The 23,219-nt window shown below is 60.9% G+C and carries 22 protein-coding genes; 17 read left to right on the top strand and 5 right to left on the bottom strand.

Features of this window, described 5'->3' with window-relative positions; translation table 11 throughout:
• Positions 1–194: 194 nt before the first annotated feature.
• On the top strand, positions 195–371 hold the full coding sequence (locus IRZ56_RS02050) for a hypothetical protein (RefSeq protein ID WP_196143396.1): 177 nt from the start codon (positions 195–197) through the stop codon (positions 369–371).
• 90 nt (positions 372–461) lie between these two features.
• Here the strand turns inward: IRZ56_RS02050 and IRZ56_RS02045 are convergent, their stop codons facing one another.
• Both IRZ56_RS02045 and IRZ56_RS02040 read right to left on the bottom strand, forming a co-directional pair.
• Positions 462–1,214, bottom strand: coding sequence for a TerC family protein (locus IRZ56_RS02045; RefSeq protein ID WP_196143395.1), 753 nt, complete (start codon positions 1,212–1,214; stop codon positions 462–464).
• Positions 1,215–1,241: 27 nt separating this feature from the next.
• On the bottom strand, positions 1,242–1,481 hold the full coding sequence (locus IRZ56_RS02040) for a hypothetical protein (protein ID WP_196143394.1): 240 nt from the start codon (positions 1,479–1,481) through the stop codon (positions 1,242–1,244).
• A 135-nt stretch (positions 1,482–1,616) separates the two neighbouring features.
• On the opposite strand from IRZ56_RS02040, the gene nhaR reads away from it, so the two are divergent.
• From nhaR to IRZ56_RS02025, 3 genes are all read left to right on the top strand, one after another.
• Positions 1,617–2,510, top strand: a complete 894-nt coding sequence (gene nhaR, locus IRZ56_RS02035) for a transcriptional activator NhaR (RefSeq protein ID WP_196143393.1) — start codon at positions 1,617–1,619, stop codon at positions 2,508–2,510.
• 113 nt (positions 2,511–2,623) lie between these two features.
• A complete protein-coding gene (gene sstT / locus IRZ56_RS02030) occupies positions 2,624–3,835 on the top strand; it encodes a serine/threonine transporter SstT (protein WP_196143392.1) in 1,212 nt (403 codons plus the stop codon).
• A gap of 203 nt (positions 3,836–4,038) precedes the next feature.
• Complete coding sequence (locus tag IRZ56_RS02025) at positions 4,039–4,209, top strand: hypothetical protein (RefSeq protein WP_196143391.1); 171 nt, start codon at positions 4,039–4,041, stop codon at positions 4,207–4,209.
• A gap of 26 nt (positions 4,210–4,235) precedes the next feature.
• On the opposite strand, the gene tssM is transcribed toward IRZ56_RS02025, so the two are convergent.
• The 3 genes from tssM to vasI are packed head-to-tail and all read right to left on the bottom strand — an operon-like array spanning position 4,236 to position 9,901.
• Positions 4,236–7,865, bottom strand: coding sequence for a type VI secretion system membrane subunit TssM (tssM, locus tag IRZ56_RS02020; RefSeq protein WP_196143390.1), 3,630 nt, complete (start codon positions 7,863–7,865; stop codon positions 4,236–4,238).
• A gap of 9 nt (positions 7,866–7,874) precedes the next feature.
• Positions 7,875–9,329 carry a type VI secretion system protein TssA gene (gene tssA, locus IRZ56_RS02015; protein WP_196143389.1) on the bottom strand — a complete coding sequence of 485 codons (1,455 nt, stop codon included), beginning with the start codon at positions 9,327–9,329 and terminating at the stop codon, positions 7,875–7,877.
• On the bottom strand, positions 9,317–9,901 hold the full coding sequence (gene vasI / locus IRZ56_RS02010) for a type VI secretion system-associated protein VasI (RefSeq protein WP_328310568.1): 585 nt from the start codon (positions 9,899–9,901) through the stop codon (positions 9,317–9,319). The genes tssA and vasI overlap by 13 nt, the downstream gene beginning before the upstream one ends.
• Before the next feature lie 373 nt (positions 9,902–10,274).
• On the opposite strand from vasI, the gene tssB reads away from it, so the two are divergent.
• The 13 genes from tssB to IRZ56_RS01945 form a co-directional block, all read left to right on the top strand.
• On the top strand, positions 10,275–10,778 hold the full coding sequence (gene tssB / locus IRZ56_RS02005) for a type VI secretion system contractile sheath small subunit (RefSeq protein ID WP_196143387.1): 504 nt from the start codon (positions 10,275–10,277) through the stop codon (positions 10,776–10,778).
• Between the two features lie 58 nt (positions 10,779–10,836).
• Positions 10,837–12,327: a type VI secretion system contractile sheath large subunit gene (tssC, locus tag IRZ56_RS02000; RefSeq protein WP_196143386.1), complete on the top strand. Its 1,491-nt coding sequence runs from the start codon at positions 10,837–10,839 to the stop codon at positions 12,325–12,327.
• Positions 12,324–12,740: a type VI secretion system baseplate subunit TssE gene (gene tssE / locus IRZ56_RS01995; RefSeq protein WP_196143385.1), complete on the top strand. Its 417-nt coding sequence runs from the start codon at positions 12,324–12,326 to the stop codon at positions 12,738–12,740. Before tssC ends, tssE begins: the two co-directional genes overlap by 4 nt.
• Positions 12,741–12,744: 4 nt before the next feature.
• Positions 12,745–14,511, top strand: coding sequence for a type VI secretion system baseplate subunit TssF (gene tssF, locus IRZ56_RS01990; protein WP_196143384.1), 1,767 nt, complete (start codon positions 12,745–12,747; stop codon positions 14,509–14,511).
• Entirely contained in the window at positions 14,475–15,506 is a 1,032-nt protein-coding gene (gene tssG / locus IRZ56_RS01985) for a type VI secretion system baseplate subunit TssG (RefSeq protein ID WP_196143383.1), read from the top strand. The genes tssF and tssG overlap by 37 nt, the downstream gene beginning before the upstream one ends.
• Positions 15,503–16,093 (top strand): FHA domain-containing protein, encoded by a 591-nt coding sequence (locus IRZ56_RS01980; RefSeq protein WP_196143382.1) that lies wholly within the window; start codon positions 15,503–15,505, stop codon positions 16,091–16,093. The genes tssG and IRZ56_RS01980 overlap by 4 nt, the downstream gene beginning before the upstream one ends.
• A complete protein-coding gene (tssJ, locus tag IRZ56_RS01975; protein ID WP_196143381.1) occupies positions 16,090–16,866 on the top strand; it encodes a type VI secretion system lipoprotein TssJ in 777 nt (258 codons plus the stop codon). Before IRZ56_RS01980 ends, tssJ begins: the two co-directional genes overlap by 4 nt.
• 51 nt (positions 16,867–16,917) lie before the next feature.
• Entirely contained in the window at positions 16,918–18,255 is a 1,338-nt protein-coding gene (tssK, locus tag IRZ56_RS01970; protein WP_196143380.1) for a type VI secretion system baseplate subunit TssK, read from the top strand.
• Between the two features lie 40 nt (positions 18,256–18,295).
• Positions 18,296–19,087, top strand: a complete 792-nt coding sequence (gene icmH, locus IRZ56_RS01965) for a type IVB secretion system protein IcmH/DotU (protein ID WP_416765377.1) — start codon at positions 18,296–18,298, stop codon at positions 19,085–19,087.
• A gap of 133 nt (positions 19,088–19,220) precedes the next feature.
• On the top strand, positions 19,221–19,736 hold the full coding sequence (locus IRZ56_RS01960; protein ID WP_196143378.1) for an Hcp family type VI secretion system effector: 516 nt from the start codon (positions 19,221–19,223) through the stop codon (positions 19,734–19,736).
• Positions 19,737–19,806: 70 nt separating this feature from the next.
• Positions 19,807–21,903, top strand: coding sequence for a type VI secretion system Vgr family protein (locus IRZ56_RS01955; protein WP_196143377.1), 2,097 nt, complete (start codon positions 19,807–19,809; stop codon positions 21,901–21,903).
• Positions 21,900–22,835, top strand: a complete 936-nt coding sequence (locus IRZ56_RS01950) for a hypothetical protein (protein ID WP_196143376.1) — start codon at positions 21,900–21,902, stop codon at positions 22,833–22,835. The genes IRZ56_RS01955 and IRZ56_RS01950 overlap by 4 nt, the downstream gene beginning before the upstream one ends.
• Positions 22,832–23,219, top strand: a 388-nt coding sequence (locus IRZ56_RS01945; RefSeq protein WP_328304981.1) for a toxin VasX, incomplete at its 3' end; no start/stop codon positions are given. The genes IRZ56_RS01950 and IRZ56_RS01945, both read left to right, overlap by 4 nt.

The following is a 23,219-nucleotide window of genomic DNA, read 5'->3' as shown; positions in this document are numbered from 1 at the left end:
GCCAGGCAGGCGGCGCCCGGCCCTGGGTTCCGATCATAGGCCTGGCGCGCGCCCGGGTATAGCCCGGGGCCTGCTTGGAACGAAACGGCCCAAGGGAATAGACCTTCGGTCAATGGAACGTCACGGTCTGCGAGCTAGACTAAAGCTGTGTCTGGAAGGCGAGCCCCGCGCCCGCCCGAGAGAAGGAGGCACACATGAGCCTGACCATGGCGATCCTGATGCTGGTGGGGATGTGGCTGAGCGTCGCTGCCGCGATGCTGTGGGGTGTGTTGCGCATCGTGCGCCGCCACGCCCATCACCACCTGCCGCCACAGACCCCGCCCAAGCCACGACCGGCGCGTCATGCGCGGCGTCATGCAGGGGTGCACTAATCGAAAAGCCCGCTCCTACAGGCAGTGATTACCCCTGTTAGGAGCGGGCTTATCCCGCGATAGGGGCGCCAAGCGCCCCTGATTCACACCTCAGCCTTCGACAGCCTCACGCTTTAGCCGCGCCCGGCGCGCCATGATGTTGAGCACTTCGATCGCCGTCGAGAATGCCATCGCCGCATACACATAACCTTTCGGTACATGGGCACCGAAGCCTTCGGCGATCAGGGTCATACCGATCATGATCAGGAAGCCCAGGGCCAGCATCACCACGGTCGGGTTGTCGTTGATGAACTTGGCCAACGGGTCGGCCGCCACCAGCATCACCACCACGGCACTGATCACGGCGATGATCATGATCGGCAGGTGCTCGGTCATGCCCACGGCGGTGATGATGCTGTCGATCGAGAAGACGATGTCGAGCATCAGGATCTGGCCGATCGCGGCCGCGAAGCCCAGGGTCACGGTCGAGCCGGCCTTGGCTTCTTCCTTGGCGCCGTGCGGGTCGACGTTTTCATGGATCTCCTTGGTCGCCTTCCACAGCAGGAACAGGCCACCGGCAATGAGGATCATGTCCTTCCACGAGAAGCTGTGGCCGAACACGTCGATCACAGGCTCCGTCAGCTGGACGATCCAGGCCACGGTCGAAAGCAGCGCCAGGCGCATGACCAGCGCCATGCTGATACCGATGCGTCGCGCCTTGGAGCGGTAGGCCTCCGGCAGCTTGTTGGTCAGGATGGAGATGAAGATCAGGTTATCGATGCCCAACACGATCTCCATGGCCACCAGGGTGGCCAGGGCAACCCAGGCGGCAGGGCTTGCAGCCAGTTCCAGCAAATATTCCATTATCAAATCCTTTCAGCGGGGCTGGGCTCAGATGCCCTGGGTCTTGTCTTGGTCTGCGTCAGCCTTAGGCTGGGCACCCTCGGGGTGGAGGGTATCGCTCAGGGCCTGCTGGGCAGCTTCGTTGGTCTTGTCGATGGCCTGCTTGGCCGACTCGGCGGCCTGGTTGAGCATCTGCTGGGCAGATTTCTCGGCTTGGTCGCAGCCTGCCAGGCTGAACAGGGCCAAGGCCAGCACCAGCGGCGTGCCAATGGATTTGAATTGCAACATGGGGTCCTCGCTTGTCGATATCCCGGCGGCGCACGAAACGCCTGATGGGGTCGCATTCTAAAGACCGCGATACATCAGGAAAATTCGTATTTTCAGCGGTTATACTTCGGTTTTTACGAACCGAGGCCCCTGCGGATGCTCAACTACCGCCAACTCCACTACTTCTGGGTGGTGGCCAAGACCGGCAGCATCGCCCGCGCCAGCGAGCAACTGAACCTCACGCCACAGACCATCAGCGGGCAGATCAGCCTGTTCGAGCAGACCTACGGCCTGGAGCTGTTCCAGCGTGTCGGCCGGCAACTGGAGTTGACCGAGACCGGTCGCCAGGCCCTGGGCTACGCCGAACAGATGTTCCAGATCGGTGGCGAACTCGAAGCCCTGCTGCGGGCCGGCCCCCAAGAGCAGATCCTGTTTCGCGTGGGGGTGGCCGATGTGGTGCCCAAGTCCATCGTCTACCGCTTACTGGCCCCGACCATGGAGCTGGACAATGTACTGCGCATCAACTGCCGCGAAGACAAGCTCGAGCGCCTGCTCGCCGACCTTGCGATCCAGCGCCTGGACCTGGTGATCTCCGACAGCCCCATGCCCAGCCACCTGGATATCAAAGGCTATAGCCAGAAGCTCGGCGAATGCGGCCTGAGCTTCTTCGCCACGCCGGCATTGGCCGACCGGCACGACCAACCCTTCCCCGCCTGTCTGGATGACGCGCCCTTGCTGATTCCCGGCCAGGAAACCGTACTGCGCAGTCGCCTGCTGCGCTGGCTGGCTGAACAGCAGGTACAGCCACGCATCATCGGCGAATTCGACGACAGCGCCCTGATGCAGGCTTTCGGCCAGTCCGGCAGTGGCATCTTCGTCGCCCCCAGCGTGATCGCCGAGGAAGTCTGCCGGCAATACGGCGTACGCCTGATCGGCCAGACCGAAGCGCTGAACGAGTCGTTCTATGCCATTTCGGTGGAACGCAAGGTGACCCACCCCGGAATAGTGGCCATCACCGAGGGGGCGCGGCGGGAGCTGTTTCATTGGTGATTGCAGGCCCCCACAGAGGTCCCGCGGGGCCAGCTTGCCGGCGATGGGGTCGGAACAGGCCTACACAGGTCTGTGCTAAAGTGGCCGGTTTTACAAGAACGAGATTCTGCTGCATGACCCCCGTCCTTCGTTTCATCAACCGTACCAGCCTGGTGACGCAGATCTGCATCGGCTTGGTGGCAGGTATCGCAATCGCCCTGCTGTCACCCGCCACGGCGATCACCCTGGGCTTCCTCGGCAAGCTCTTCGTTTCAGCGCTCAAGGCCGTGGCGCCAATCCTGGTGTTCATCCTGGTAATGGCCTCGATCGCCAACCATAAACATGGCCAGGAAACCCACATCCGCCCCATCCTCGTGCTGTACCTGCTCGGCACCTTCGCCGCCGCCGTGGTGGCCGTGGTCGCCAGCATGGCCTTCCCGTCCCAGCTGGCCCTGCGTGCCAGCGAGGCCGCGCTCACCGCACCAGGCGGCATCAGCGAGGTTCTGCAGAACCTGGTGCTCAGCGCCGTGGATAACCCGGTCAATGCCCTGTTGAACGGCAACTTCATCGGCATCCTGACCTGGGCCGTCGGCCTGGGCGTGGCGCTGCGACATGCCGGCCAGACCACCCGCACCGTGGTGGAAGACCTGTCAAACGGCGTCACCCTGATCGTGCGCATGGTCATCCGCTTCGCGCCGCTGGGGATCTTTGGCCTGGTGGCCGCGACCCTGGCCGAATCGGGCCTGGACGCCCTGCTCGGCTACGCACACCTGTTGGCCGTGCTGATCGGCTGCATGCTGTTCGTGGCCCTGGTGGTCAACCCGCTCATCGTCTTCTGGAAGATCCGCCGCAACCCCTACCCCCTGGTACTGATGTGCCTGCGCGAAAGCGGCATCACCGCCTTCTTCACGCGCAGCTCGGCGGCCAACATCCCGGTCAACCTGGCGCTGTCGGAAAAGCTCGGCCTGCATGAGGACACCTACTCGGTATCGATCCCTCTGGGCGCGACCATCAACATGGCCGGCGCGGCGATCACCATCACCGTTCTGACCCTGGCCGCCGTACATACCCTGGGCATTGCGGTGGACCTTCCTACCGCAGTGCTGCTCAGCGTAGTCGCAGCCGTATGCGCCTGCGGCGCCTCGGGCGTTGCCGGCGGCTCGCTGCTGCTGATCCCGCTGGCGTGCAGCCTGTTCGGCATTCCCAGCGAAGTCGCCATGCAGGTAGTGGCGGTCGGCTTCATCATCGGCGTGTTGCAGGACTCGGCGGAGACTGCGCTCAACTCGTCCACCGACGTGCTGTTCACCGCCGCGGCATGTATCGGCGAGGAACGCCAGCGGGCCTGACGTCCACAAGCGATCCCCCTCAGGCACTGCTTCATGGATGGATGCAGTGCCGCAGACTGCCACCTCAAGGCCAAACCGCCGCATCCTGCGGGACCAATCGGCCATTTCAGATGGATGGACTGCCATCCACCCCGATTTCGGCTGCGCAATTGGATCCCGAGCGTTATCGTTGAGACGTCAACTCAACTGCCAGGGAGGCAGCCATGACCACCCTTTTCCGTCTGAGCCTGATGCTGCTGATCATCGGCATGATCCTGGGCGACATCGTGCTTGCCTCTGTGGGCCTTTGCGGCGTGTGTGGCCTGGCCGTTTACGACTCCATCGAGCAAGACGCACAGGCAGCGCCTCCAGCCGAGTCGGACTTCATTGCGTAGAGGCCCGACCTGGAAAAAGCTGGCCGTCACAGGACCTCCCTCATGGCGGAGCCGGCATGTACGAGTTGCGTGGCCGACGCCTCGAGCAGCGTACGAGGAAGCCTGAAGCCCTTGAATGGTTGCTGGGTAATAGGGTTGAACGCCTTCTGCGAACTCAACTGGTAACGCATCAGGCCGCCCCCCATTCTGAAGCTCAGGTCTACGCTGGTCGGGGTGCGCCCATTGAGTGCACCGCGACTGAGCAGGCGGTACATCGACCAGGGGCCACGGTATTCCAGGCTACTGCTGGTGCCGTTGAGCTTGAGCAGCGTAAGGTTGCTACGCACCTGCGGCCCCAGCGTATTGGGCCATATCACGCCCGTGACCTGGCTCGGGCCATGGGTGTAGCTGATCAGTTGCCCATCCAGGTCGAGCAGGCTGGTTCGTTGATTGGGGCTCAGCCCCAAGGGTTCGATGCTGAATTGCACCCCGAGGTTGCCCCGCTGGTCGAAGAACGTTTCGCGGATGCGCTCTGCCGCCTGCAACTGCTCGATCACGTCGCTGCGTATGAGATGGTCGCCACGGATGTCGGCATATAGGGCATCGAAATTGTCTTTGAGAAACACGTTCAGGTATTGATCCTGAAACGCCTGCAGTCGCCCTTTCGGCCCGAAGAAAGCCTCGAAGTCATCCAGGGATGCGTCGGCCCCCTGCGCCACGAAGGGGTACCGCCCGGCCAGGCGTTGCTGGAAGAAGCTGTACACCTCGGCATCCCAGCGCCGATCCAGTTCACGCAACGCTTCGACGACCAGCACGTACGCCGTCTGTTCTGCCACTGCGCTGACCTGCTTGCGAATTGGCTCGGGCAGGCCTGTAGCAACGCGCTGCAATGTCGCAATCGGATCGGGGCCCTTCATCGAAAAGCGCTGGAGCACCGCCTGCAAGGCGGACTTGCCACGGTTCGGGCTTTCCTGCACCGCTCTGGCATAGTCATGGACGGCGCTCATGGCAGCCAATGTCTCATCGTAATAGCTCGGGCGGCCCTCCTTTGCCTCCAGTAACCCGTTCAAGCTGGCGAAGGCCCGTCGGATGTTCGACACCTGTTGTTCGTCACCTCGCCCCAGCCCCTCCAGGCCAACCCTTGCAGTGCGCTCCTGCCCTGGCGGTTCGAGGGTCTCGATGAGGGTATTGTCCCGCACCGTTTCCAACAGTCGACGCAACGGGGCGGCTGGGCCGGTCAGATGTTCCAATACCGAGACGCCATGCCCCAGATCCTGAAAATCGACAATCGCGAACGCATTCAAGGCTCGCCGCCAACTGTCGATGTAATCCATGCTATAGAGGTCTCGGATCTGCTCGGTGAGCACTTCCCGATCAGCATCCGAGTAGTCGAGGCGGTCGCGCTCCCCCAGCGCCCATTGGTCAACCATTGCCATGTCGGTGACTTCTCGGCTACGCGGTACGAAATAAGTCTTGAAGCCTTTGGCCGTCAGCAGCGGCCTGAGGAGCAGGCCTTCGTCCTCTACATCGTTATCGGTGACGGGCTGGTAAACGAGATCGAACACCGGGCCGACCTGATGACGCAAATCCAGGCTACCTGGTAGTTGCTCCTGAGCTCGCCGTTTGAGACCGGCATAGACCCGCTGCGGCAACGGCACTTTGCGCAGCGACTGCTGGACCTCATCGATACGTTGTCGAAGCGCAAGCAGGTCGGTATCGGCATAGGCCAAGGCGTACTGCAAGTGCCGCATCAGGTCGCGCTGTACCTGCCCCTGGCCGGGGTAGGCCGACTGCCACCGGTGCGCCATCCATTCCTCGACCCATTGCCCCTTGCGACTGGAGCGATCTTCGATCATCCGATAGACCCTGAGTGCGGCCATCTGCTGCTCGCTACCGCCAGGCGCAGCAAGCATGGCGTCCACGACGCCACTGGCAATCGCCGGCAAGAAACGTCGTGAAAGCAGGTTGAGGTAGGCAGCATCGACCCTGGGCCCAATCGCACGGCCTTGATACAGGCCGAAGTCAGCCAGCACGGGCCATGCGGATCGATAATCCCCATACACCGAGACGGCATCACGAATCTGCGCCAACGGTGCCAGCAGGTTCCGGCCCGTAGGGTCCAATTGCTCATCCACTGCCCGGCTTCCGAATGCCGCAGTCTTGGCCAGAACACTGGTCGCCTTGTTCCGGTTGATGTCGAAATAGCGATGCCAAGTGGCTCCCATCATGACGATGGCCAGTAACCCGACCCCTGCACTGACCCAGCGCAGGCGGCGCTTTTCGCGAGCAATTTTCACGTTGTCGCCAGCCAGCCCCGCCTCCTGGTAGACGACCCGTTGGAAGATGTGCTGTGCAAAATAGACCAGCGACCTGCCTTGGGGCTTGGCATCGCTCAGCGGCGCACCCACCTTGTAAGGAAGCCCCGCCGCACGGAGGAATGCGTTGTTCGTCTCCCCGCGCTGAAGCACCGATGAAAAGTACAAGCCGCGCACCAATGCCGGCGTCGTGAAGCGGTCACTCGCAAGCGCCTCGCGCAAGAAGCTCATCAATGCAGGGCGCAAACCAATCAATTGTGCTTGCAATGAGACCAGACGCTGGCACTGCTCTGTATTGCCCAGGGCCCCCAAGCCATCATGCATATGCTCTTGGAGAACCTGGACCAATCGGTCGTAGTGACATGCCAGCTCATCCAGCCAGGCGTCGAAGGTGCTGATCGCGTCCAGTTTGAAGGTGAACCCGAGTGTCTGCTCCCGTTGGGATGCCGTCATGCGCGCGAACAGCTGGTCGAAGCCATCGAGCAGGTCGAATTTGCTCAACACCACATAGAGCGGCAACCGTGAGCCCAGTTCGATACTCAGCTCATGAAGCCGGCTACGCAGCACATCCGCCAGTGCCTTACGCTGCTCGGGCCGGGCTTGCAGCAACGAAGCCAGGTCGACCACAAGCACCAGGCCATTTAGGGCCCGGCGGCTGCGGTTGCGTGCCAACCACCCCAACAGGTGTCTCCAGAGCCTCGCCTGCGTGCCCGCGGGCAGTTCGGGCTCGGTATCGCCCGGTGCGCTGCGCGGGCAGTCGGCAAGGGCCTTCTGGGTGATGAGCTCGCCTGGCGGGTCGATCAGCACGGCGTCGTTGCCGATCCACCACTGCACAGGATAGGCGAGGCTTTCTTCCTGGCAGCTGCGAGCTTGCGCCTTGCTGATGCGCGTCAGGGAGAAACCCTGGTCCGAGCCGGCGATGAAACTACTCTTGCCGGCCCCCTCTGCTCCCAACACCAGGTACCAGGGCAACTGGTACAGGGCACGCTGCCCGCCCGCATTGTCGAGGTAGTTCGCCAGCCCTCGATCGAGCGCACACTCCTGCGCCTGTATGAAAGGCAGGCAGGGGTCAGCCTGGACTTCGGCCTCCTGCCGCCGCTCTGCATATAGCCGTTGAACGCGCAGGCGCAGCACCAGCAGCCAGCACAGCAATGGCAGCAACACCAACACGAGGCTGGCAACACTACGGTGCGCCATGCTTGCCAGCGGATACTGCCCGTGCCAGCGCCAATGTGGCCCCATCCACCAGATGGCAACCAGCGCCAAGAAGATGGCAACCCCTAGCAGCAGCGGCATGGCCGCACCGGCTCGCGTCACCTTCGACAAGCCCCAACGCATGAAATATTTCCAGATCTTGTTCATTGGGGACGTCTACTCCTTGTCCTGATCGATCAATGCGGATGCCGCGCCATAACGCTGCAGCTTCTGGTACACCTCTGGTTCCCACGCGTCAGCCGTCATGGCGCGCATGGCCCCGGCAACGCTGGCGCACAGGTCCTGGGCCAGCCATGACACGCCTCGAGCAGCGAGCAGGTCGGCGGCGATCACCGTCGAGTGACAGCGTTCGCGCGGCGATCGATACGCCGATTGCAGACCTTGCAATCGCAAAAGCACCGGCTCCACCCCCTTGCTCTCCAACTGGCTGAGCATCTCCTCGCGCAGGCTGCGAAACTCTTGCCCAGCCCCCTCCTGCATCGGCTGCGCCTCCTCCCCCCGGAGCCAGGCAAGACATTGCTCGTCGACAAAGGCAGTGCCATCGCTGAAACGCAATTGCTCCAAGGCCGGCAGGCGCCGCACGAACCTGGCAGTGGCACGACGAATCGCTTCGGCGACCTCCTCCATGGCCAGGCTCGCCGCGATGCTCGCTGCCAGAAAGCTGCCCCTGATCCAATACGGCGCAGCCACGACGCTCTTTTCCACACGCAGCAACAAGGCGGTATCGATCACCGAACTGGAAATGGCTTCCTCGTACCTCGCGGCGATGTCCAGCGGCACCGCCATCAGCTCGGTACGCTGTTCCCGCCTGGCAGGAGGGGCTGCCTGGATATGCGCCCACAGCCCAAAACGCCGCAGCTGGTAGCCGGTGGGGTCATACGGATCCTGCTGGTTGATGTATTCGGCCATGCTCATCACGGCACGGCGTGTCTCGCGCTCATTGCCAAGGGAAACACTGACGGCTACCGGACGGAGCGCTTCCGTTGCCGGCGCAGCCCTACTGATCGACGGGGCCACACTGGCAGGAGCGGCATCCGCGGCCCCGCTGGACAGCTCGGCCTGCTTGAGCAGCGCGCGTTCCAGTGCCTCCAGGGCCGCTACATCAAGCTGTGCCGATATCGCTTCTTGCTGCAAGCAGGCGATCGCCTTTCTCGCCCCCTCCACGCTGGCCGGCATGTAGCTGAAGCGGTCCAGATGCGGCAAGGCATCGGCCAGGCGCTTGAGCAACAGGGCGACCAGTTTGCGCTTGCCAGGGAACCCCGTCGGTCCGGGCTTGGGATGAGCGGTTTCCCAGTATCGCTCGACCATACCGGCCAGCAGCTCCAGCGTATGACACCAGTGCTCCCAACAACCGCTACGCAGCCAGGCGACTCCCAGGTGCCCGACGATCCGCAAATGCTTGCACTGGCTCGCCAGGTACTGACGGGACGCCTCCTCGATGAAGGGCCAGTCGATGGCGGCCTCTTGCAAGCCACCCAACTTGACCATTTCCTGGTCGATCGCCTGATAGGTTTCGTCCTCGACATCGAACAAACCCGCCGCTTGCATCGAGTCGACAGGGGCCAGCAACCGGGCGATTTCCTGCATAGTGACCTTGCTTACCAGCGACATGCTTTACGCACCTGATCGATCAAGGGGGCCAGCCCCTGGGCGTCGAAGCTCAGCCCATCGAGGGCTGGATGCTCACTGACGACATGGATTCGGTGCCCTCCGATCAGCGCCTTGATCTGCTCGATGGCAGGCAGGCCACGCCCCGCATCCAGCAACTGACCGTTTTCCAGCACCTGCCAGGGTCGCGTGTCGGTTGCCTGGCGTTCGGTGCGCAACTGCAAGGTCACACGGTTGCCATCGATAGGCCGGGCCGTGAGCAATTGCAGCCTGGAGATATTCTGCACGCAGCTGATGGCCAGGTACGGGCGTGGCTCCAGGGTGGCGATGGCAGGCGCTGAAATCACCAGCCGGCGCTGCCCCGCTGGCCCGTCGTCCTGCAAGCCCAGGCGAAACGCAAGATCGCCCGGCGTACGCTGGGCCTCGTTGGCCATGACCCAAGATACGCTGGGGGCACTGGCCTCTGGTGCCAACCATGCATTCTTCGTCACAGGTACCTGCAGTGGCGTACCGGCAGCCTCATCGAAACAAGCCAGGCGCTTTACGTTGGAAACAATCCGTGTGCAATCAGGCACAGGTTGCGCAAATACACATCCCACACACAAACAAAGACCAAGGCCACAAGCCAACTGACTGAACACCCGAAACTTTACCCCGCGCTCTTTTAAATAGTGGAAAGAGTGAAGCAGCCTTGTTGAAATTTCCCAAGATTACTCACCAAGTACTCCAGCCCAATGAGGCGCGAGCTTAGATCATCCGAGAAACGCTATACAAACAAATATTAACTTACACTTTTTGACTCGACCAAAACTCCGCTTTCGATGCATCGTTTTTTTCGCACAAAGAGCGACCAGCAACCGCAAATACAGCATCTTAGGAATATTCCCACAAAAACTTTCCTAACTGCATGAAATATCCTACAAAACACAACAGGAAGTTAGACAAGACATGAGTAGAAGCTCAAGTTCCGTCGCACCTAAAGAGCGCATCAACATCAAGTACGTACCCGCCACTGGGGACCAGCAGGCCGAGATCGAGCTTCCCCACAAGATGCTGGTGCTAGGGGACTTTGGCTTGAACGATCCCCGCCCCCTTGAAGATCGCCAGGTCATGCGTATCGACAAGCACAGCTTCAACGATGTGCTGAACGATGCCGAGGTGAGCCTGAACATGGCTGTCCCTTCCATGCTCGGTGCAGCACCCGACGCTGAGCTGACTGTCGACCTGCAATTCAGGTCGATCAGCGATTTCGGCCCGGATCGAATCGCGCGGCAGGTACCGGAGCTGAACAAGCTGCTTGAGCTGCGCGAAGCGCTGGCTGCCTTGAAAGGCCCGATGGGCAACGTTCCCACGTTCCGCAAGCACCTTCAGCACCTGCTCACCGACGAGCAGACGCGCAAGCAGCTCGCCCAGGAGCTGGGCCTGATGCTCGAAGGTCCGGGCCAAGCCTGAGGCAACCACGACACAGGGCTTCACCGAGAAGCCGAGCACGGACAACGGAGCGTCATACATGCCGACTCAGAACAGCACCCCTCTTGTTACAGACCTGGCCGCCGAAACGTCAGGCAACCAGACATTGCTCGACCAAGTCATGGCCGAGACGATGCTTTCGCCAAACCAGGAAGGCTACTTGGTTGCGAAACAAGGCGTCGCAACATTCATTGCGCAAATACTTGAAAGCGATGAACCGGATCAACTGATCAACAAGCACCGCGTAGACCAGATGATCGCTGAACTGGATCGCCTCCTCGGCAAGCAAATGGATGCCATTCTCCACCATCCCGACTTCCAGGCACTCGAGTCGGCATGGCGTGGCCTGAAACTTCTGGTGGACCGGACGGACTTCAGGGAAAACATAAAACTGGAGATACTTCACACCTGCAAAGAAGACTTGCTCGAAGACTTCGACAACGCCGCAGACATTACCTGCAGTGGTTTATACAAGCATGTCTACACGGCAGGCTATGGCCAGTTTGGCGGGGAACCGATCGCCGCCCTGATCGGCAATTACAACTTCGGCCCTTCCTCGCCCGATATCAAATTATTAAGTTACATGGCCTCGGTCGGCGCCATGTCCCACGCACCGTTCATTACCGCCCCTGCCCCCGACTTCTTCAACTTGGGCAGTTTCGAAGGCTTGCCCAATCTCAAAGAAGTCAGGGATATTTTCGAAGGCCCTCGCTTTGCCAAATGGCGTGCGTTTCGCGACAGCGAGGATGCCCGCCATGTCGGCCTGGTGCTGCCGCGCTTCATGCTGCGTTCGGTCTATGACCGCCAGGAACACCCCATCGCCAGCTTCAGCTATGACGAAAACATCGATGGCCGCCATGATAACTACCTGTGGGGCAATGCAGCCCTGCTGATGGCGAGTTGTATCAATGACAGCTTTGCCCGCTATCGCTGGTGCCCAAATATCATCGGTCCGCAATCCGGCGGCGCGGTCGACGACTTGCCTGTTCACTTCTACGAATCCCTGGGGCAGCTTCAGGCCAAGATACCGACCGAAGTATTGATTTCCGACCGCAAGGAATTCGAGCTGGCCGAGGAAGGCTTCATCGCCCTGACCATGCGCAAGGAAAGCGACAACGCCGCTTTCTTCTCCGCGAATTCCGTGCAAAAGCCGAAGACCTTCCCGAAAACGCCGGAAGGCCAGCAAGCACAGACCAATTACAAACTCGGTACACAGTTGCCCTACCTGTTCATCGTCAATCGCCTGGCCCATTACATCAAGGTGCTGCAACGTGAACAGATCGGCAGTTGGAAGGAGCGCAACGACCTGCAGAGCGAGCTCAACAAATGGATCAAGCAGTACATCGCCGACCAGGAAAATCCTTCTGCCGATGTACGTAGTCGCCGTCCGCTGCGGTCTGCCCGAATCGAAGTCTCGGACGTTGCGGGCGATCCAGGCTGGTACCAGGTCTCGCTCGCCGTACGCCCCCATTTCAAGTACATGGGCGCCAATTTCGAGATCTCCCTGGTCGGTCGGCTCGATACCCAATGAGTACGCTTTTCGAACGCTTGGTCGCACAAGCCCCGGCGGGCCAACAGCCCTGGCGGCAATACGAATTCCGGCAGACGTCATCGTTCGATGCGATCAAGCGTCATCTCGAAACGCTGCTCAACACTCGCCAGGGTTGCTCGCAAAGCAGCCCGGACCTGGGTTTGCGCGACTTCAACAGCCACGATTTCAGCGACACGGATGTGCTTCGTGAAGTGAGCGCAGACATTCACCGCACGATCAGCCGCTACGAACCGCGTATCCAGATCCAGTCCTTACACGGCATCCCCAACGCACAGGCACCGCTGGAGCTGCATCTACGGCTGGATTGCCATGTCCAAGTCGATGATTGCGCAAAGCTGTTGCAGATCGATCTGCTCGTTGATGGCCACAGCCGCTACACCCGAGTGAGATGACCCCATGTCGTTGAAAGAATGCTTTGGCGAAGAGCTTCGCTACTTGCGCGAACTGGGTGCGGATTTTGCGAAAGACAACCCTCAGCTCGCTCGCTTTTTGGGAGAAACGAGCAGCGACCCGGACGTGGAGCGACTGCTGGAAGGCTTTGCCTTCCTCACCGCGAAACTGCGGCTGAAGCTCGAAGACGACTTGCCAGAACTGACGCACACCATGCTGCAGATGCTTTGGCCCAATTATCTACGCCCGTTGCCCAGCGCCACGATCATCCAATTCACACCGCTGGAACAATCCCTCAGCCAGCCACACGTCATTCCCAAGGGTTCACGCTTGTTCGCGCACCCGGTGAATGGCATCACCTGCGAATATCGAAGCTGTACCGAGGTGAAGCTCCACCCTTTCGACATTGGCGAAGCGAGTGCGGCTCGGGCCTCCGATGGGTCGATTGTACGCATCGACCTGGTTCCCCTGGTCCAACGTCCGCTGAACGCGTTGGCCTGCGATGACCTGACGTTCTACCTGAGCGGTGAAAAGGCCTGCGCGCAAACGCTCTACCTGTGGTTATCGCAGTACCTCGAATTCATCAGCGTGACCATCAACGGCGAGGTCCAACACCTGCCCGCCAGCAACATCCACTTTCCGGGTTTCAGCCCCGATGAGGCATTGTTGCCCTACCCCCGTAACGTCTTCGATGGCTACCGAATTCTGCAGGAATACTTCGTCTTTCCCCAACGCTTCCATTTCTTTGGCCTGACCGGCCTACGTCGGCTTTGGCCAGAACAGGCGAGCCGCAATGTACGCATCGCGTTTCATTTCAACCGCCCCTTACCCGCCACGCTGCGTGTCGGCAAGGGGGATTTCAGCCTGTTCTGTACACCTGCAGTCAACCTGTTCGAACACAGTGCCGAACCCATCGATCTCTCCGGCCAGGTCGAACAGGTGCGGTTGACGCCTTGCGGCAAACGACCCGATGCCTACGAGATCTTCAGCGTCGATCGCGTGGCGAGTTGGCGGCGCTCGACCGATGGCCACCTGGGTGAACAACTACGGGTGTTTCACCCTTTCGAATCGTTTGCCCACGAGATCGAGCATGCCCAGGGGCGCACGGCGTTGTATTACCGTTGCAAGGTCGAGAACTCGTTGCGTGGCGATGGCCTGGCGCACCGGATAGCGTTCGTCCGGGCAGATGAAAGCCTCTATGTGGGCCAGCTGGAAACCGCCTCTATCGACCTGACCTGCACGAACCGGGACCTGCCGCTGGCACTGGGTGTCGGCGATATCTGCGTCAACAGCGAGTTCTCCCCGCCCCTGGCCAGCTACCGCAATATCTGCCAGCCCACTCGGCCGTTCAGGCCGGTACTGGACGGCCAGCTGCAGTGGACGCTGATATCCAACCTGTCCCTGAACTACCTGTCGCTGCTGTCGGCCGAGCCCCTCAAGGCAGTGATCGGTGCCTACGATTTCGCCGCCCTGCATGACATCCAACAGGCACGGGCGACACGCAAGCGCCTCGACGGCATAGGGAGCGCGCAAACCGAACCGCTGGACTGGCTGATCAATGGCCTGCCCATTCGCGGTTTGCGCACGCAATTGAAGCTCGACCAGCACGCATTCCTCTGCGAAGGAGATCTCTACCTGTTCAGTTGTGTGCTTTCTCACTTCTTTGCCCTCTACGCCAGCATCAATGCCTTCCACCAGCTGGAAGTGATCAACACCACCAACAATGAGCATTACACATGGCCTTTGCTGACCGGCAGACAACCATTGATCTAGCCGACACGCTGCTCGCCGAAGCCCACCAGCACAACTTTTTCCAGTTGCTGGAGCGGCTGCACGGCTTGCACGGCGACGATCTCGAGCCACGTTGGCCCAGGCAGGCTGCGCAACCACGACTGCGCCTGGGCAGTGACCCGCGTCTCGCTTTCCCGGTTGCAGACGTCGTGGAGGCTCGACGGCTGCCGGTACGAGCGGGTCATGACGAGCGTTCGCGCTACCGCATATGCACCACGTTCCTGGGGCTACACGGTACCGACTCGCCCCTGCCCAGCTATTACCTGGAACAGCTCGCCTATGAGCATGCCCAGGAGATCGGTCTGCGCCCGGCGTTCTTCGACTTTTTCAATCACTACCTGCTCAGCCTGTTGCACCGCAGCTGGCGCAAGTACCGCTACTACATCCGGTTCCAAGCCCAGGCAAACGACCACTTCTCTCGCTATATCTTCTCGCTGATCGGCCTGAACGATGAGCAACTGCGGGGAGACACGGCGCTCCCATGGAGCCGGTTGCTCAGTTTCGCCGGTGTCATCGCCAGCCGTAGTCGCGCGCCCGGCACGGTCGCCGGGATCATTGCGCATTGCTTCGATCTCTCGGCAGTGCGGGTGCGCGAATTCGAAACCCGATCGGTACCCACCGACCCCAGGCAACGCGTACGGCTTGGATGCCGTAACGGCCAGGTGGGCAGCACCTTCGTGGTCGGTGATCGCACCCGTACCCGCTGCAGCAAGTTCACGCTTCTGGTTGACGACCTGAACCAGACGCAACTGCGCGCCTTCCTGCCCAGCGGGATGAATTTCAGCCGATTGCGCGCACTGATCGATTTCCTGCTCCGCGATGCCCTCGCCTATGACCTGGAGTTGCGCCTCGAACAGAACGCATTGCTGCCCTTGTGCCTGCATCGCTCGAACGGTGCCCACCTCGGCTGGACCAGCTTTCTCGATGACAGCCAAGGCAAGCACAGCCCTGTAGTGCGTATCCGGGGACGCTCATGAAAACCTTGATCTTGACCATCAGCAATCTCGAACAGCTGCAACATGGCGTTACCACGCATCATCCGTTCAACCGCCGCGGCGGCACGATCGGCAGCCAGGATGCCGATTGGAGGCTTGCCGATCGCGACCGGCGTATCGCGCCTGTTCATTGCGAAATCCGTTGGAGCGAGAACAGTTTCTGCGTTCTTGATCGCTGTGGCCGCACCTACCTCAATGACAGCCTGTTAAGCCTCGGCCACCTGGCTCCCGTGCGCCTGCAGGATGGTGACTGCCTGCAGGTCGGCGCCTATCGACTGCTGGTGCACTACCACCAAGGCCAGGAACGCCGCCACATGCAACGGTGCGCCTTGGAACAACTGTTCGATCCAGGGAAGCATGTGCTCGACGCCCTTGTCGCCGACATGCCACCCAGGCCGCTGCACCACGCCATCGCGCCGGCCCACGGCCCGGCAACCGATATCTACGAAACGTTCAGCCCGCAGGAAGCAGTCGACCCCTTGGCCCTGCTGGACGCCAGGCCTCGCTCGCCGTTTGCCAGTACACCGGGCCATCGAACCCAACGCATCATCAGGGGAGCGTCTTCATGAACCGTCGTCCGTTCATGGTCGTGCCCTTGCTTCTCGTCCTGACGGGCTGCACTGCGCTGGGCAAGATAGGGCAAGTGCTGATGGATCCTTCCATCCCTGTCGGGGCGCCTGGCGATCAACCTACCGAGGTCGCATTCAGCCTCTATGCCAGCCCTACCCTCAATGGCAACCCGTACAGCCTCGACGCAGCGGTTTCCGATGCACAGGCATCTGGCACCTACACCGTGAGCCTCAGCGCAGATGACCCACACGCCTTGGCTGAAAAAGTAGAAGGCCTGTTGGAACAGTTGCACGAGCAGTATCCGGCCCTCTCACTGCTGACGCGGGTACCTGAAGCATTCCCGGAGAGCGCTGACATCGAGGAAGGCGGCCTTGGCCAGTACCGCACCCCGACAGCAGACCTGTCCCTGCCGGCGCCATCGTCGGTGCCCACAGCCCCCATCGCCACGCCCATCGCCATCAAGATCTTGCAGCTACGGGACGACTCCCTCTTTCGCAACAGCCTCTACCAACTGCTCGATCAGGATCCGGCCAAAGCCCTGCGCAGCACCTACATACGGGACGATGACTACCTGCTGTCACCCGGGCAATTCAAGTTCGTGCGATTCGAACCCCTCGATGCCGACACCCGCTTCATCGCGGTGGTCGCCAACTACGGCAACCACGAGGACGCCATCTGGCGACAGGTCCTGCGAATCGAACCCCGTGGCCGCAAGGTCGTCCTCGGCGTGCAAGTCAATGACGCGCAGATCCTGCTCACGGAGGAAAGCTGATGGCCCTCGTACCGGTCTTGCGTCGTACCTTCCAACTGTCTCGGAATCCCCATGAGCTCACGTAACCCTGTCCTTTGGCACGAAGGCCTGTTCATCAAGCCGCAGCATTTCCAGCAACTGACGAAGGCCAGCGAAGCCGCGTTGCACCAGCGCCTGAGCAGCCTCAACACTGCGTTCTACGGCTTCAGCGAGCTACAGCTGAACCAGGAGTACTTGAGTCTGGGCAAGATTGCGATCACCCGGGCACGGGGCATCATGCCGGACGGCACCGTGTTCGACATCCCCGGGGACCTGCCTCCACCGCCACCGCTGGAAATAGACGACGACGGCACCCAGAGGCGCCATGTCTACCTGTGCCTCCCCCTACGCACCGGGGGTGGCCGCGAGGTGAGCTGGCCGGACAGCCCTGCCAATTATCGCTACATCGCCCAGGCGCAGGAGATCAAGGACACCCACACCGCCGACGGCGACCAGGTGCGGGTCGAGCTTGCCGTACCGAATTTGCAACTCAAACGCGAAGGCGAAGACTGCAGCGCGTATACCCGCCTCGCCTTGACCCGCATTCTCGAGCGCCGCACAGATGGCAGCCTTTTACTGGACGAGGGTTTCTATCCCACCTGCGTATCCGTGCAGGCGGTACCAGCCCTCAAGCGGTTTCTTGACGAGGTGACCAACACCCTGCGCGAACGTGCCCGCAACCTGGCAGCGCGGCTTGGGTCGGCAGGCCAATCGGGTGTGGCCGAGATTACCGACTTCAACTTGCTGCAAACCATGAACCGCTGGTGGCCATGCTTCCAGCACCTGGCACGACACGTCCAGGTCCATCCAGAGCAGCTTTACCTGGCCATGAGTCAGGCCTGCGGCGAATTGATGACCTTCACGGATGAAAGCCGATTGCCCCAGGAGTACCCGGCCTACCAGCACAATGCCCTGTCCACCTCGTTCCAACCGCTGGAGAAAGCGCTGCGCCGGGCCTTGAGCACCGTTTTGCAACCACGTGCCGTCTCGCTGCCCCTCACCTCGGAGCAGTTCGGCGTTCTGGTTGCCCACCTCGAGGATCGCCGCCTGCTCGACAACGCCGCGTTCGTCCTGGCCGTCCACGCCGACTTGCCAGCCGACACGCTGCGCCAGCAGTTCCTGCAAAAAGCGAAGGTCACCTCACGGGAGGCATTGAATGACCTCGTCCCCCTGCAGTTGCCCGGCATCCCTCTATTGCCATTGCCCGTCGCCCCTCGGGAGTTGCCCTTCCATTCCGGGTTCAGCTACTTCGAGCTGGACCGTCGCAGCCCGGCCTGGCAGGTGATGAACGAAAGCAGTGGGTTCGGCTTCCATGTCGCCGGTGAGTTCCCTGGCCTGGAGCTGCAGTTCTGGGCGATCAGGAGTGAATGAGATGAATACTCGACACACGCTTGATATGACCGGCCCAGGCATGCAGACCCAACTTGATAGGCCCGATACAGGATCAGGGATCGCCCCCGGTCTCGTATCCACTCCCAGGCACAGCGTGGAAGACATCGCCGACCCGGACTTCCAGCTCCGCGGCGGCTTCAGCAACCCGATGGTCGATGCCGCAATGCCCTTGCTTGGCCTGGCCATACGCCTGCGAACGCTGGACAGGCACGACGACATAGCAGGCTTGCGCAACGATGTGCACAACCAGGTCGCAATCGTGCTGGAGGAAATGAGCCAGCACGCCTACGAGCCTGCTCATCTATTGGCCTATTCCTATGCGCTGTGCCTGTATCTCGATGAGTCCGTGATGGGGACGCCATGGGGCAAGAGCTCCGTCTGGAGCCAGCGGACATTGCTCAGCGACTTCCACCAGGAAACCTGGGGCGGCGAGAAGTTCTTCACCGTGCTGTCACGCATGATGCAGGAGGCCCAACGGTACCAGGATGTCCTGGAATTCATGTACCTGTGCCTGTGCATCGGCCTGAAGGGCAAATACGGCGCCGCCCCCAAGGGCGACCAGGCCCTGCAAGCGCTCATCACCCAATTGCACCGACTCATTCGGGAGCTGCGCGGCCCCACTCCGGAATCACTCAGCGATCCATTGAGCAACGTCGCCCCGCGCAACTTCCGGATGAAGCGACAGTGGCCATGGTGGAGCCCATTGCTCATCAGCGCGGTGGTGATCGGGATGATGTACGGCTACTACAGCTACCGCTTGCACCTGGTCACCCGCGAGGTACTGGAATCGCTCAACGGCATCCTGCAGTAGCGATGCCCGCGACCGGAACAACCGAACACAACGAATTGGCGGGGCGGGTGCCCTGCCGAACAAGCCCATCGACTCCCGATGGCCATGCCACCACTGGTGCGCATGTCAATCCACATGGACGCAGGAGCCTGCCATGCCAACACCCGCTTACATCAAGATCGAAGGAAAAAAACAAGGCAACATCACCGCTGGGGCTACCACCCACGAATCCGTGGGCAATAGCTATGTCGAGGGTCATGAAGACGAAATCCTCGTGCAGGAAATCAAACACCGCGTGACCGTGCCCACCGACCCGCAAAGCGGCCAACCATCAGGGCAGCGGGTCCATAAACCATTCGTCTTCACCAGCACGCTGAACAAAGCCACGCCCCTGATGTACCAGGCACTGGCCAGCGGAGAAATGCTGCCCTCGGTCGAAGTGAACTGGTATCGCACCTCCGTGGAAGGCACCCAGGAGCATTTCTTCACCACCAAACTCGAAGACGCCATCATCGTCGACATCAATACGGTGCTGCCTCATGCCCAGGCCGAGGAGAACGAGAACTTCACCCAACTGATCGAAGTGTCCATGTCCTATCGCAAGATCACCTGGGCCCATACGGTGGCAGGCACCGAGGGTTCGGACGACTGGCGCAAGCCAATCGTCTGACGTGGCTGCGATGCCCGGGCGGGTTCATCTGCCTGGGCTTTGTCCCTCAGACGGCAGACAAGGACTTCTCATGCCCAGCCAATCCGACCTGCATTTCAGTTTCCAGCCACTGGTGGGTTCGGCCACCTTCGAGGTGGTGTCTTTCACCCTCGACGAAGGCCTGAGCACGCCGTTCGAACTCCACCTCGAACTGGTCAGCACCGAGGACGACGTCGACTTCGGCCAGTTGCTCGACCAACCCGTACTGTTCACCCTCTGGCGCGGCCGCCAAGCGGTGCGCCACGTCCATGGCCTGGTCAGCGCCTTCAGCCAAGGCGACAGCGGTTTTCATCGCACCCGCTACCAGGCCTTGGTCGAGCCGCAACTGGCCCGGGCACGCCTGCGTGCCAATTGGCGCATCTTCCAACAGAAGACCGCCCCGCAGATTCTCGAGCTGATGTTCAAGGCCCAGCGCCTGACCCAAGTCGAATGGGTGACCTGCTTCGACCATCAGGTCCGCGAATTCTGTGTCCAGGCGGGCGAGACCGACCTTGCCTTCATCACCCGCCTGGCGGCCGAGGAAGGCTTCATCTACCGCTTCGAGCACACCGCCGAGGCACACAAGCTGATCATCACCGACCGCCTGCTGGCCCTGGGGATGATCGAGCACGACCTCGACAGGCGCCAGGATGATGGGACCGCCGCCGACGACATTCCCATCACCGTGCAATACCACCCCAACAGCGGCGGTGACCAACCCGAGCCGGCGCTGCGCCGCTTCCGCTACCACGAACAGGTGCGAACGGCCTGCCAGACACAACGCGACTACTGCTTCCGGTACCCAGGCGCACGTCTGGAGCAGTACGCCATCAACGACGACCCGCAACACCAGGCTCAAGACTACGAGTTCTTCGATTACCCAGGGCGCTACAAACGCGAAGCGGCTGGCAAGCCCTTCACCCAGACCCGCCTCAACGCCTTGCGCCACGATGCGCGCATGGCCGAGACCGAGGGTGACGACATGCGCCTGCAGCCAGGGCTGAGCTTCATTCTGGCCGACCACCCGCGCCAGGACCTCAATGCTCATTGGCGAGTGGTCAGCGTGCATCACGAAGGTTCGCAATTCACCAGCCTCCAGGAGGAAGCCGCCCAAGCCCAGCGTGGCACCCGTTACGAACAAACGGCAAAGCTCGTGCCCGGCCAACTCGAATGGAGACCCGCTCCATTGCCCAAGCCACGTATCGATGGCCCGCACATGGCAACCGTCGTGGGCCCGCCCGACGAGCAGATCTACTGCGATGAATGGGGCCGGGTGAAGGTCAGCTTCCCCTGGGACCGCGAAAGCCAGGAAAACGAGTTCAGCTCCTGCTGGATACGGGTATCGCAAGGCTGGGCCGGCGGCAGCTGGGGTTCGATGGCCATCCCGCGGATCGGCCAGGAAGTGATCGTCCAATACGTCAACGCCGACCCTGACCAACCCTTGATCACCGGGCGCACCTACTGCGGAAACCAGCTCCCCCCCTACGAGCTGCCCAAGCACAAGACACGCATGACCATCAAAAGCCAGACCCACAAAGGACAAGGCTTCAACGAGCTCCGTTTCGAAGATGAGCTGGGGCAGGAAGAGGTGTTCATCCATGCGCAAAGGGACCAGAACAATGTGGTCAAGCATGATGAGACCACATTGGTAGGTAATGACCGTCGTGAACAGGTCGATCACGATGAAACCGTCATTATCGGACATGACCGCAGCAAGACTGTCGGTAACGACGAGCGCATGACCATAGGACGCAATTCACATCTGGAGATTGGTTGCAATCAGACGATCAGCATCAACGCAAATCGCGTCGAACAGGTTGGCAATAACAGGACGGATACGACGACCGCCAATCACACGATTGAAGTGGGTGGAAATCTAGAGCAGCAAATCGCCGGACATGCCGAGGTCAAGACGGGTCATGCCATTCGACATTCCACTCAAGCATATGAGATCCATGCCGCAGAGAGTGTGACGATCAGAGCACCAGGCGGAACCCTTCGTATTGATGCGGAGGGCATCACGCTGGATGGAATAAATCTACGACTCAAGGGTTCGATGACCAAAGAAAATGCCGGAGCAGGAAACGCTTTTCCGATTTCCAGCCAGCTCTTGCATGGTCAGGAAACATGTGGCGAGCAGAAACGATGAACGTGGATCAGGTTGTGGAATTCGCGTCACAACGTAATGCCAATGAATATCTCTACCTCGTGCTGGACCCTCTCGCTGATTGCGATCCGGAGCATCCCCTCAGTATTTCGATGTTGTGCCAAGCGTTGGGAAGCGAGGCGATTGAGCTTATCTCGCGACCCGATCTGACCCAGCTTCCTACGGAGTGGCCAGCACTGGTGCAACTGGCTGCTCCAGGCCAGGTAACCACAGGACATCTGTCCCTGAGTGTTGCCCAGGCAATGGCAGAGATCACTTTCGATAAGCGTTACATCTGCGGATGGTTGGTGAGTGAACAACCTCCAGCGATTGTCGCAAAACACCTTGCTGAACAAGGCCGCGCCTTGAAGCCCACAGTCGGCCAGGCAATTGCTCCGTGGTTCGAGCCTGCACGTCTGGAGTTGCTGGCTGCAGCCATGGACAACGTCAGTGGACTGCTCTGGCCGATCCGGGCCTGGTTTTATCCGACCCTCCACGGCGATCTCCAACAAATTGTTGGAAAAGCCTTTATCGGTGAAGTGCAAATACCCGATTTGGCTCGCGACGTTCAAAGCATGGCGCCCCAAGTGAGCCGTCTCCTAGGGGCTTGGCGTGATCTCAATGCAGATAGGCAAGGATCTGCATGCCTGCGCTGGCAAGGCCGCTCAGGTCTTCCTCCGATAGCACCCATTCATGCGTTCAGGTTGATCTGGGAGGCCTGGCAACGTGGGCTCCGCGAGAGCGAAGACATCCATTGCCTATGCCTGCACTTGGTCATGATCCATCCGCTGCTGCTATCCCATCCGACCATTCAGCAGGACGTAGCGCAAGCGGCTGAAGGCAAGCAGAGCTTGGTATCTCGCTTCATCACCTACAACGACACCACTTGGAAACAGCTTGCCATGTCTTTGCCCATGGCCCGGAGCCACTCATGAGCATCAGCAAATCCATCATCACCGCCATGCGCCAGGCGATCCCCAACCCCAACGGGACCTGCAACGCCTGCGAGCGAAGCGGCCTGCCCATCCTCCTGCTGCGTACCGCCTACGCCCCCAGGCCCCGCGCCACTACAGCACTCCCGCTGGCCCGTAACACCGAAGTCGCTGCCGTCCCGCTGCACGGGGACCAGCCACGCATCCTGCGTCAGGGTTATGTCTATGTCCTGCTGGACCAGGAAGTCTGGCAGGCCTACCAAGTCACCCCCGAAGGCGCCCTGCGCCAGTTCCCGGTCTTCCAGCCGCCACGCGAGGCGGGCAAGCCCCTGGCCAAGGCTTGCCGTACCCAGGATCACGACGTGATCGCCTCCTTCATCAACATCA

Source organism: Pseudomonas guariconensis (assembly GCF_015680235.1).
In the GTDB taxonomy this organism is placed as follows: domain Bacteria; phylum Pseudomonadota; class Gammaproteobacteria; order Pseudomonadales; family Pseudomonadaceae; genus Aquipseudomonas; species Aquipseudomonas guariconensis_A.
The sequence above is the reverse complement of the archived record's forward strand: the minus strand, read 5'-3'. Positions and strand labels throughout refer to the sequence as shown.

What these genes read in the sequence shown, in the direction of transcription:
- tssE (WP_196143385.1), top strand. Translation starts at nt 12,324, where the DNA reads ATGAGTACGCTTTTCGAACGCTTGGTCGCACAAGCCCCGGCGGGCCAA.
- IRZ56_RS01980 (WP_196143382.1), top strand. Translation starts at nt 15,503, where the DNA reads ATGAAAACCTTGATCTTGACCATCAGCAATCTCGAACAGCTGCAACAT.
- tssC (WP_196143386.1), top strand. Translation starts at nt 10,837, where the DNA reads ATGCCGACTCAGAACAGCACCCCTCTTGTTACAGACCTGGCCGCCGAA.
- IRZ56_RS01950 (WP_196143376.1), top strand. Translation starts at nt 21,900, where the DNA reads ATGAACGTGGATCAGGTTGTGGAATTCGCGTCACAACGTAATGCCAAT.
- tssA (WP_196143389.1), bottom strand. Translation starts at nt 9,329, where the DNA reads ATGTCGCTGGTAAGCAAGGTCACTATGCAGGAAATCGCCCGGTTGCTG.
- nhaR (WP_196143393.1), top strand. Translation starts at nt 1,617, where the DNA reads ATGCTCAACTACCGCCAACTCCACTACTTCTGGGTGGTGGCCAAGACC.
- IRZ56_RS02025 (WP_196143391.1), top strand. Translation starts at nt 4,039, where the DNA reads ATGACCACCCTTTTCCGTCTGAGCCTGATGCTGCTGATCATCGGCATG.
- icmH (WP_416765377.1), top strand. Translation starts at nt 18,296, where the DNA reads ATGCAGACCCAACTTGATAGGCCCGATACAGGATCAGGGATCGCCCCC.
- tssK (WP_196143380.1), top strand. Translation starts at nt 16,918, where the DNA reads ATGAGCTCACGTAACCCTGTCCTTTGGCACGAAGGCCTGTTCATCAAG.
- tssG (WP_196143383.1), top strand. Translation starts at nt 14,475, where the DNA reads ATGGCCTTTGCTGACCGGCAGACAACCATTGATCTAGCCGACACGCTG.
- IRZ56_RS02040 (WP_196143394.1), bottom strand. Translation starts at nt 1,481, where the DNA reads ATGTTGCAATTCAAATCCATTGGCACGCCGCTGGTGCTGGCCTTGGCC.
- IRZ56_RS01960 (WP_196143378.1), top strand. Translation starts at nt 19,221, where the DNA reads ATGCCAACACCCGCTTACATCAAGATCGAAGGAAAAAAACAAGGCAAC.
- tssJ (WP_196143381.1), top strand. Translation starts at nt 16,090, where the DNA reads ATGAACCGTCGTCCGTTCATGGTCGTGCCCTTGCTTCTCGTCCTGACG.
- IRZ56_RS02050 (WP_196143396.1), top strand. Translation starts at nt 195, where the DNA reads ATGAGCCTGACCATGGCGATCCTGATGCTGGTGGGGATGTGGCTGAGC.
- sstT (WP_196143392.1), top strand. Translation starts at nt 2,624, where the DNA reads ATGACCCCCGTCCTTCGTTTCATCAACCGTACCAGCCTGGTGACGCAG.
- IRZ56_RS02045 (WP_196143395.1), bottom strand. Translation starts at nt 1,214, where the DNA reads ATGGAATATTTGCTGGAACTGGCTGCAAGCCCTGCCGCCTGGGTTGCC.
- tssM (WP_196143390.1), bottom strand. Translation starts at nt 7,865, where the DNA reads ATGAACAAGATCTGGAAATATTTCATGCGTTGGGGCTTGTCGAAGGTG.
- tssF (WP_196143384.1), top strand. Translation starts at nt 12,745, where the DNA reads ATGTCGTTGAAAGAATGCTTTGGCGAAGAGCTTCGCTACTTGCGCGAA.
- IRZ56_RS01955 (WP_196143377.1), top strand. Translation starts at nt 19,807, where the DNA reads ATGCCCAGCCAATCCGACCTGCATTTCAGTTTCCAGCCACTGGTGGGT.
- tssB (WP_196143387.1), top strand. Translation starts at nt 10,275, where the DNA reads ATGAGTAGAAGCTCAAGTTCCGTCGCACCTAAAGAGCGCATCAACATC.